Origin of the sequence: Peribacillus sp. CSMR9, from assembly GCF_033141925.1 — a bacterium.
In the GTDB taxonomy this organism is placed as follows: domain Bacteria; phylum Bacillota; class Bacilli; order Bacillales; family DSM-1321; genus Peribacillus; species Peribacillus simplex_A.
In genome coordinates this window covers 1-4,987 of record NZ_JAOPHO010000124.1, presented here as the reverse complement: position 1 = coordinate 4,987, position 4,987 = coordinate 1, and the positions used below count along the sequence as shown (strand labels likewise).

The following is a 4,987-nucleotide window of genomic DNA, read 5'->3' as shown; positions in this document are numbered from 1 at the left end:
AAAAAAGGTAGATTTCCTCAGAATAAACTGAGAAAATCTACCTCTATTGGCCCGAAGGGACTTTTTCAGTGCCCTCCGAATTTCAGCTATCCTTTTACTTCATATCCAATCCTTGCTCCAAAAATCCTTAAATGTTGAACCTTAGTATTTATTCCAAGTCAATAAAGTATCTAGTGGCAAACGGACTTTTTCAAATCCTGCTTTAGTTCCTTTTCCAAGGGAGATTAACATGACAGGTTTGAAGTTTTCCGGTACATTGAATGCATCCACAAATTTGGCTTCATCGAACCCTCCCATTGGGACTGTATCGTATCCTTTTGCTTTTGCTGCTAACATGATCTGCATGGAAACCAAGCCACCGTCAATCATGGCTACACTTAAAGCCTTTTCAGCAGAAAAGTTACCGTAATTATGGATGATGGAAGCTACATATGGCTCTTTGATTTCATTCTTCATGATCCCTTTATTCACCAATTCACCATAAATTCGCTCAGCATTTTTGTAACCTTCTATATCAGCTAAAACGGCAATGACAGCAGATGCATCAACAATTTGTTGTTGGTTATTTGCGATAGGCAGCAATTCTTGTTGGGTTTGCTTATCTTGAATCACAAGGAATCTCCATGGCTGTAAGTTTGAAGAAGACGGTGCTTGAATCGCAACCTCAAGGATTTCTCTAATTTCTTCTTCAGTCATCACGTATTCAGCATCGTATTGGCGAACAGATCTCCGTTCTTTTGCGACCGTAAGGAAGTCTGTATCAGTAAGGACCTTCGGCTTTTCTAGCGGTATATTCAATTCTTTCGATTTATTTAGGTACTCTTCTTTACTCATTGTATTTTTTGTCATTTATAATGACCTCCATTTAACTGTGTATATTACAGGAACAGTATATTACGAATACTGTTCTTTTGTCAAATACAGTTTAAGAAAAACGAAACCCTATTAGTTTCGTTTTTCACTTTAAGATTTTGATAGTAAATCAGCAATCGTCTTTTGTTCCAAGCCTTGTATAATCCAGCTCTCCATCTCGTTTTTCAAACCGCATAAAGCGTCGCGAGAAGAAGGATGAAAGCATTTTTTATCATTCACATCAAGGAAGCCCTTTGAAAAAGGTTCGGATTTAATTGCAGCGTATATATCTGCAAGTATGATTTGTTCGGGATTTTTGGCTAGTGAATATCCGCCATCCCTGCCTTCCTTCGCTTGAATCAGCCCTGCCTTAACTAAATTACTTAATATTTTTCTGAGAAAACCCGACTCCGAATCAAGCTTATCAGCCAATTTAGCACTATTACATAATCCATCCTGATCTGCAAGAACGAGCAGAGCTTGTACTGCAAGACTAAACCACATTATACTGGATACCTTTTCAGACATTTCTTTCACCTCTCCTCTACTTTAAACTATTTTTCAATGAATATAAAACGCTGCATCGAACAATTCTTCCTAAAACCTCTTTTAAATGAACAGCCATGCGGGAAAGCCTTGCAGACCCTTTTGGACCGATCGGAGTTTTTCGGAGCAGTGATAGTAATGGGAAGCGGAATCTGTCACCAAAATGAATGGATAAACACAGTACTCCCACTTGGCGTATTTTATATCACCTTCCATTAAATGCTTGTCCCCATTTTACAAAAACCAGGAAAAAAAATGGACTAGTTATTTGTCCAAAATAGGTTAAACTAACTTAATAGAATTTTCACTCAGGAAGTGTTAATGAATGATGCTAAAGACCCTCTCATCACGACTATAAGCTGGTTATTGGCTTGGAACGGAAATTAATGATCATGGCCCTCTTGGTTTTGTTCATAGCTGCTTCAGGGTATGTCCATTCTTGGGTGGTCGGTAAAATTTTCAAGATGGGGAAAGGGGGATATCATCACCTTGACATTTACAGGAGGAATGCGAAGCATCAGTGCAGGATCCGTTCTTGCGACTACCTATTTCCCTGCTGCCGTCACTGTACCCGTTGTACTTGGGATGCTTTTTCAGCAAATGCTCGCTTCCTTTTTTGGCTTCATTTTGGAGAAGCATTCCACCGTTGTTCGAAAGAAGGGTGATTCAGTGAAAGATTATTTCCTAAGCATCCCTTTTCCCTTTCATTTAATTTCCAATTATAATAGACTAGTGGAACTTATTAACATGATTATCCATGAAAAATAAACAATCGGAGGTAATGAAGATGAAAATTGTTGCAATAGTGGGAAGTATTCGTAAAGAGTCTTACAACCTAAAGCTTGCCAAATATATTCAAACTAGATATCAAGATCGTTTTGATCTCGAAATCTTAAACATTCGGGACCTTCCTTTTTATGATCAAGATATTGAAAATGATCCTCCTGCAGTCGTGAAAGAATTTAAAAGCAAAGTGGCTGATGCAGACGCAGTCCTATGGGTAACGCCTGAATACAATGGGACGATTCCAGGCGTATTGGGCAATGCCATCGATTGGTTGTCACGTGTGGATAAAGTCTTGATTGGCAAACCTTCATGGATCATGGGTGCGTCAATGGGGCAATTAGGAACGGTTAAAGCTCAATTGCATTTACGTGAAATCCTATTCGCTCTAGGCATCTCCTCCCCGCTCCTTCCCGGGAATGAAGTATACGTCGGAGCCGTGCATGACAAAATCAATGACGAAGGCAGTCTTACACATGAGTCGACTGTCCAGTTTATCGATACGGTCGTCGATAACTTCATTAGCTGGTATAATCATCATACTCGTTAATGCTTTTAAGACAAGAATCCCAGCAGATCGCTCCTGCTGGGATTCTTGCTGCTTCATTCATGAGTTAAATGAGCCTTGATGGCAGTGCTCCTTCTCGATTTAAATCCTGCCTTTTCCAGTCAGATACATTCATCCTCTTCCAGCTTGGAATGAAGGATATTTCGTCATCCCGCCATCAGCAAATAAAGTGATGCCCGTTACATAACTGGATTCTGAAGATGCCAGCCATACGGCAACCGCGGCAATCTCCTCAGGCTTTCCGATATACCCCATTGGAATCATGCTTTCCAGATCCTTTTTCTTTTCGGGATCTTCAAGTTTGTCGGCATTAATTGGCGTGGCGATGGCTCCAGGTCCAATGCTGTTCACACGAATCCCTTTCGGTGCATATTCAAGCGCCAGGGTTTCCGTAAGCAACTTCACACCGCCCTTGCTTGCCGCGTAATGTACGAATAAAGGCCAGGGAATCATCTCATGTACACTGGACATGTTTATCACATTCCCTTTAACATTGTTCTCGACAAAATACTTGATCGCTTCACGGCAGCCTAAGAAATTACCGGTTAAATTGGTGTCGATTACCCTATTCCAGTCGCTTAACGGCATCTCGTGAGATGGAACGGCATTTTCTACTCCTGCATTATTAATAAATATATCAAGTTTCCCGAATTCCTTTACCGCAGATCGAACAATGTTAATCATATCTTCTTCAACCGTGACATCACATTTCACTGCAATAGCTTCCCCACCATTGTTTTTGATTTCTTCCAATACACTGTCCGCTTCCTCTGATTTAGTGCGATAATTAACCACGACCTTTGCCTTTTCCTGAACAAAGCGAATGGCCATCGCCTTTCCTAAACCAGTGGATGAACCGGTTATAACAACGACCTTACCCTCTAAATCTGTATACATTTAATCACCCTCCAATTAACTTTTTGCCAATCCGAGCATAATCCCGGCTATGATAATCAAGATAATTCCTATAACGATTCCAATTAGTTGGCGCTTCGTTTTCTTTTCACGTAATATGATGATCCCGCCGAGAGTTGATATGACTATGCCCATTTGAGAAAGGGAAAAACTCGTAGCCACTCCAACACGGGGCTGGGATATGAATAAAAACATGTTCCCTGCAGCCCATATCAGTCCGGGAATTATATTGCGGATCGTATATTTGTTAAACGGTTTATGTTTAAAGGTCAATAATAGACCGCCTATCACCATCCCGATCGCTTGAGGGAACAATGCTGACCAGCCATTAACATTGAAAAGCCGGGCTACGACCACATAGACCAAATAACCGAACGTCGAGATGAGGAGAATAATGATTCCTTTTTTCAAGTTTCCCGATTTGCCCTCTTTTGATTCTTTATCTTCCAAGGAGGTCAAGACAATTCCTATAATAATGAAAACTAGTGCCAAAACGCCTAAAATGACCGCTTTCATAGTAGACCATTCGTGAAAAACAATGACCCCGAATAAAGTCGTTGAAATGAGCTGTAATCCAGTTGATATCGGCATCGTTTTGGAAACACCCATTAAATCAATGCTCTTAAGCTGATTAGCTTGTCCAACGGCCCAAAACAATCCAGAAACGATCCCGACGCCAAACACCAAAAGTGACAACTTGATATCGGCAAAAATATAAACACCAATTGAGAAAATCAAGGCGCCAATCGTTGTACCTAGTGTTTGACTATAGGGTCCCCCCCCAAGTTTCACATTAAATAAAACGATGCTTCCCCAGAATAATGCAGGCAAGAGAGCTAATAATATATCCATCTTCAACCCCCATATTTGTATGTACTAACGGAAATTTCATTTTATATTCTCTTAATATGTTGTTCGCATTATTTGAATTGAACCTCGGTAATTTTATCCAGTTCCCGCAGAAATAGTGTTCAACACAAAAAGGGCTGCAGTCTCAGCCCTTTTTGACGATAGTGATATTAATTGCAGCTACCCACCATGTTATGATGTTGCATGTCCATTTCCGAATCATCACTACCTTGAAATAATCACTTTCATAAACAGCCGTCGTTCCGATAAAGATGAGGGAGAACAACCATTGCGGTCTGCAGCCGTGTGAAATGAATAGGCAAACTGTTTTGTCCGTTCATCTTTCACCTAGTAACCACTCTCAGGATCTGTTGTACTTTCTTTAATCTCTTTGGTTTCTTCTTTATCAAATTTATCTGATGGAAAAGGCTTCTTTCCATGGTTTTCACGATCTTGATTGATTTCTTCTTGAAG

6 protein-coding genes and 1 pseudogene are annotated in these 4,987 nt (G+C 40.3%); 2 read left to right on the top strand and 5 right to left on the bottom strand.

Annotated elements, in window-relative coordinates; genetic code table 11:
• Nucleotides 1-141 precede the first annotated feature (141 nt).
• Together N9I19_RS23840 and N9I19_RS23835 are read right to left on the bottom strand one after the other, a co-directional pair.
• Nucleotides 142-849 (bottom strand): nitroreductase family protein, encoded by a 708-nt coding sequence (locus N9I19_RS23840; protein ID WP_289320933.1) that lies wholly within the window; start codon nucleotides 847-849, stop codon nucleotides 142-144.
• A gap of 114 nt (nucleotides 850-963) precedes the next feature.
• Complete coding sequence (locus N9I19_RS23835; RefSeq protein WP_317779195.1) at nucleotides 964-1,380, bottom strand: RrF2 family transcriptional regulator; 417 nt, start codon at nucleotides 1,378-1,380, stop codon at nucleotides 964-966.
• A 507-nt stretch (nucleotides 1,381-1,887) separates the two neighbouring features.
• Between N9I19_RS23835 and N9I19_RS23830 the strand changes: the two genes are divergently transcribed.
• Both N9I19_RS23830 and N9I19_RS23825 read left to right on the top strand, forming a co-directional pair.
• Nucleotides 1,888-2,166 carry a hypothetical protein gene (locus N9I19_RS23830; RefSeq protein ID WP_317779194.1) on the top strand — a complete coding sequence of 93 codons (279 nt, stop codon included), beginning with the start codon at nucleotides 1,888-1,890 and terminating at the stop codon, nucleotides 2,164-2,166.
• A 19-nt stretch (nucleotides 2,167-2,185) separates the two neighbouring features.
• A complete protein-coding gene (locus tag N9I19_RS23825; protein ID WP_289321250.1) occupies nucleotides 2,186-2,731 on the top strand; it encodes an NADPH-dependent FMN reductase in 546 nt (181 codons plus the stop codon).
• A gap of 129 nt (nucleotides 2,732-2,860) precedes the next feature.
• On the opposite strand, the gene N9I19_RS23820 is transcribed toward N9I19_RS23825, so the two are convergent.
• The 3 genes and pseudogenes from N9I19_RS23820 to N9I19_RS25405 form a co-directional block, all read right to left on the bottom strand.
• Nucleotides 2,861-3,646: a glucose 1-dehydrogenase gene (locus N9I19_RS23820; RefSeq protein ID WP_089365041.1), complete on the bottom strand. Its 786-nt coding sequence runs from the start codon at nucleotides 3,644-3,646 to the stop codon at nucleotides 2,861-2,863.
• 15 nt (nucleotides 3,647-3,661) lie between these two features.
• Nucleotides 3,662-4,516: a RhaT/GlcU family sugar-proton symporter gene (locus N9I19_RS23815; protein ID WP_061461839.1), complete on the bottom strand. Its 855-nt coding sequence runs from the start codon at nucleotides 4,514-4,516 to the stop codon at nucleotides 3,662-3,664.
• Nucleotides 4,517-4,798: 282 nt separating this feature from the next.
• Nucleotides 4,799-4,987 (bottom strand): annotated as a pseudogene (locus N9I19_RS25405) (IS5/IS1182 family transposase); the annotation flags it as partial.

Bases quoted from the DNA above. Each gene is read 5' to 3' on its own strand.
- N9I19_RS23840 (WP_289320933.1), bottom strand. From the start codon at position 849: ATGACAAAAAATACAATGAGTAAAGAAGAGTACCTAAATAAATCGAAA.
- N9I19_RS23835 (WP_317779195.1), bottom strand. From the start codon at position 1,380: ATGTCTGAAAAGGTATCCAGTATAATGTGGTTTAGTCTTGCAGTACAA.
- N9I19_RS23825 (WP_289321250.1), top strand. From the start codon at position 2,186: ATGAAAATTGTTGCAATAGTGGGAAGTATTCGTAAAGAGTCTTACAAC.
- N9I19_RS23820 (WP_089365041.1), bottom strand. From the start codon at position 3,646: ATGTATACAGATTTAGAGGGTAAGGTCGTTGTTATAACCGGTTCATCC.
- N9I19_RS23815 (WP_061461839.1), bottom strand. From the start codon at position 4,516: ATGGATATATTATTAGCTCTCTTGCCTGCATTATTCTGGGGAAGCATC.